The sequence below is a fragment of the Streptomyces albipurpureus genome, assembly GCF_023701525.1.
GTDB classification, from domain to species: domain Bacteria; phylum Actinomycetota; class Actinomycetes; order Streptomycetales; family Streptomycetaceae; genus Streptomyces; species Streptomyces albipurpureus.
This window is the reverse complement of sequence record NZ_JAMQAW010000137.1, coordinates 1-3,369: the sequence shown is the minus strand read 5'-3', so window position 1 is coordinate 3,369 and position 3,369 is coordinate 1. Positions and strand designations below refer to the sequence as shown.

4 protein-coding genes and 1 pseudogene are annotated in these 3,369 nt (G+C 67.7%); all 5 read right to left on the bottom strand.

Going from position 1 to position 3,369, the window contains the following annotated elements; translation table 11 throughout:
• Window positions 1-633, bottom strand: a pseudogene (locus NBG84_RS40340) (hypothetical protein); the annotation flags it as partial.
• Between the two features lie 61 nt (window positions 634-694).
• The gene (locus NBG84_RS40335; protein WP_250924722.1) at window positions 695-1,549 is read right to left on the bottom strand and encodes a DUF2303 family protein; all 855 of its coding nucleotides are present in this window, start codon (window positions 1,547-1,549) and stop codon (window positions 695-697) included.
• Window positions 1,546-1,935, bottom strand: a complete 390-nt coding sequence (locus NBG84_RS40330) for a hypothetical protein (protein ID WP_250924721.1) — start codon at window positions 1,933-1,935, stop codon at window positions 1,546-1,548. The genes NBG84_RS40335 and NBG84_RS40330 overlap by 4 nt, the downstream gene beginning before the upstream one ends.
• A gap of 363 nt (window positions 1,936-2,298) precedes the next feature.
• Complete coding sequence (locus NBG84_RS40325) at window positions 2,299-2,559, bottom strand: WhiB family transcriptional regulator (RefSeq protein ID WP_250924720.1); 261 nt, start codon at window positions 2,557-2,559, stop codon at window positions 2,299-2,301.
• Window positions 2,556-3,369: 3'-5' exonuclease (locus NBG84_RS40320; RefSeq protein WP_285369038.1), on the bottom strand; the 814-nt coding region annotated here is incomplete at its 5' end. The genes NBG84_RS40325 and NBG84_RS40320, both read right to left, overlap by 4 nt.

Below are 3,369 nucleotides of genomic sequence, written 5' to 3'. Positions count from 1 at the left end.
AGCTTCATCCAGGACCTCGGCATCGACGACGTCTGGTGCGGCTTGTGCGTCATCCGATGACGAGGGGTCGTGAGAAGAGAGAGGTCTTGTAGAGAGAGGAGAGAGAGTAGGCGTCCGCAAATCCCTGACACTGACGTCAGGGATTTCCTGACACTGAGAATCTTCAGCGTCAGGGATTCGCTGACACTGAGAATCTGGGTCAGTGTCCGCAGAATCCGGACTCTGAGACTGGTCAGTGTCAGGGATTTGCGGACACTGGGGGTCAGTGTCAGGAGTTTCCGGAGGCTGAGGAAACTCGTCTGTGTCCGGGAATCCCGGACGCTGAGCGTCGTCGTCTGTGTCCGGGATTCGCTGACGCTGAAGCGGCAGGATCATGTACTTCGCCGTGCCGTTCTTCTGGCCAGCGGAGACCCTCTTCAGGCAATCCTTCGCGATCAGCGCTTTGATCACTGCGTAGATCTGAGCGCGGGAGACCTGAGCGCGGCGAAGGATCTTCTCCGACTCGACACTGGACCAGGTCATCCGGGTCGAGTCCCGGGCGTCGTCGGCCAGCACCGCGAGGGCGAGCTTCTCGCGGTGTGTCAACGTCGGCGGTGCGAAGTCCAGCACCTCGACGTACAGTCGGCCGCCCACAGGGCTCCTTCGGGATGGTGCGGGGTGCGGCCAGCCTCAGGAGACCGGCCGCACCAGGGGATCAGCGGTGGGCGGGGGCGCCGTTCAGCACGGCCATGGGGACGGTGGAGTCGATGAGCGTCCGGATGTCGCCGAAGGCGGCGGTGAGGATGTCCTCGGGGCGCTCGATTTTGAAGCCGAGGCGGAGCTCGCCCTGCTGGCGGTCGAGGCGGTACTTGAAGCGGGTGGTGACCTTGTACCGTTCGGTGCCCTCGAAGGGCGCCAGAGCGAGGACCAGCGTGGACGGGATGGTGATCTCGCCCTTCGAGCCTGCCTTCGCCTGGACGTCCTCGGTGTACAAGAACCGGCGCTGACCGGAGTCCAGCCGCTGGCTGGACTGGAACTCTGCGGACGTCGTGGCCTCAAAACTCTGAGCGAGCTCCAGCATCGTCGCCGAGTCGGGCTCGACCAGGTCGACGAGGTTGTCCTCAATGAACTCGGCGAACGCAGCCTGCGACATCAGCTTGCCGTCCATAGAGGTCCACGCGGACCAGGCGGGGGTCTGGCGGAGACGGAGCTCCAGGCGGTGCCCGCCCCACCGGGGGTACCCGGAGGTGTGGGCGTCGACGACTGCGGTGATGCTGAGGCGCTCGACGTCCGCGTACACCTCAGATTCTTCGTCGCCGTGCTTGTCGAAGTAGGCGAGGAAGCTGTCGACGTCGCGGACCACGGTGGTCCCGCTCTTCCTGGCCGGGATGCCGGTGTGCTCGGGCCCGGTGAGGTCGATCTGCCGGAACTCGCCGCGGCCTAGGGCGACGACGTGGACCTTGCCGGGCTCCAGGGGCTGGGGGGCAACGGCCGCCTGGGCGACGTCGATGACGGCCTGGGTTTCGTTGAGGTCGGACGACACGGTGTTCTCGTAGCGGGTCAGCGTCACTTGGCGCTCCTGAGCTGGGTGGGGGCGGGGGTGGGCTCGACCTCGCGGAGGCCGGTGATGACGGGCTGGCGCGGGTCGGTGCGGGAGAGGTTGTTGTCGTCGGTGACGAAGAAGATCGACTTCGGGCGTTCGGTGCGCGGGACCTTCGTGGCGACCGTGTCCGTGACGGTGAGCGTCCGGCCGTCCGTACCGGCGATCGGCTTGACGTCGATCTTGAGCGTGATCGATCCGGCCTTCCCGGTCTCCCGGACCGCCTCGATCAGCTCCTGGAGCCGGGTGGACAGCTCGTCGTGCAGCTGGCCGCCTGACTGCTCTTGGAGGAACGCGGCGAACGGGCGGACCGTGCGCTCCTCGGGCTCCTCAGCGGTGGGCTTGGTGGTGCTCATGACTTCCTTTCTCGGATTGCTTGCTGTGCTGCTCGGTAGGTGTGGGCGGCGGCTCGGCGTTTGCCGGATGCGATCGCCCGTTGGTCGAAGAGAGCGCTGGCGCTCTGGGGTGACGGGGTGGTCCAAGCGCTTGCCGGCCATCCGGGGCCTGGTGGTGCCTCAGGCAGGCCTGCGAGTGCTGCGGGGGTGTGGTCTGGGCACCGGAGGCCGATCAGGTACGGGCGAACTCCGCCGAGTGCCCGGCAGTACCGTCGGTCGATGCCGCTCCAGTGCCGGCACTCCTGCGGGACGTCCGTCACGCTGGTCCTCTCGGTGGTGGCCTGGTGCGCGGCCGGTTGGGATGGCACGGCCGCGCACCAGGAGTTATGCGTCCGCGCGGGCCTTGGCCGATGCCCTGGCCCTGCGGTAGCGCTGACGTGGGGTGAGGCCGCCCTGCACGCCAAAGCGAGAGCTTTCGCCGCGTCCCTGTTCTTCCTGGAGGACTGTGGCGAGGCACTCGACGCGGATCGGGCAGACGCGACAGATTCCGATCGCTCGTCTGACCTCGAAGCTGTTGCCTTCGCCGTACCAGAGGTCCGGGTCCTCGTAGCGACACGCGGCCCGAGCCCAGTCGACGCGGATCATCCGGTCACCGCCGTGATGGTGTGGACCCACGACAGTGCGGTGGAGTCCAACTGCTCGCGGGCGCGGGTTACGGCGACGTAGGCGAGGCGGCCTTCCTCGCGGCGGAGGATGACGTTGCCGGTCTTCTGGTCCGGCTTCGGTGCGCGGAAGTCGCTGTGGATGCGGACGCGGGGCCACTCGCGGCCCTTGGACCGGTGCGCGGTGGACACCACCAGCTCGGCCGCGTCCTCGCTCGCGAGAGCGTCGGCCGCCGCCGCGATCCGGCCCGTCCCGTGCTCATCGATGAGCTTCACGAGGACTCGGAGGGCGCCGTCCTCCTCCTCCGCGTACTCCCGGACCGCGTCCCACGAGGGGAACGCCAGCAGCTCGGGGTGATCCGTGGGCTTCCCGGACTGGAGCGCCTCGGCCGCCCACGCGAGGCGCTTGATGTCCCCGCCGCCGCCGACGAGCGCCGTCTTCCGTCCTGCGGCCAGAGCCTCCATGACGATGCCCATAGCGCCCGCGTTGGTACGGCACAGGATGGCGTCCGGATCAGAGACCTGGCCGACGGTGGACTCGCATCCGTCGAAGCCGGTCAGCCGGAGCGGCGCGCCGATGATGTGCAGCCACAGGTTCGCCTCGTCGGCGATCGGCGGCCCGAACCGGAACGACTGGCTCAATGTCAGTTCGGGGCAGTCCAGCGCACTGACGAAACCCTGTAGTGCGTCACGGGCACCCCGCCACTCGTAGATCGCCTGCGAACTGTCGCCTACCGCGATCCGCTGGGCGTGGTCCTGTGCCAGGAGTACCGCCGCCAGCACGTCGTTCGTA

What these genes read in the sequence shown, in the direction of transcription:
- NBG84_RS40325 (WP_250924720.1), bottom strand. Translation starts at nt 2,559, where the DNA reads ATGATCCGCGTCGACTGGGCTCGGGCCGCGTGTCGCTACGAGGACCCG.
- NBG84_RS40330 (WP_250924721.1), bottom strand. Translation starts at nt 1,935, where the DNA reads ATGAGCACCACCAAGCCCACCGCTGAGGAGCCCGAGGAGCGCACGGTC.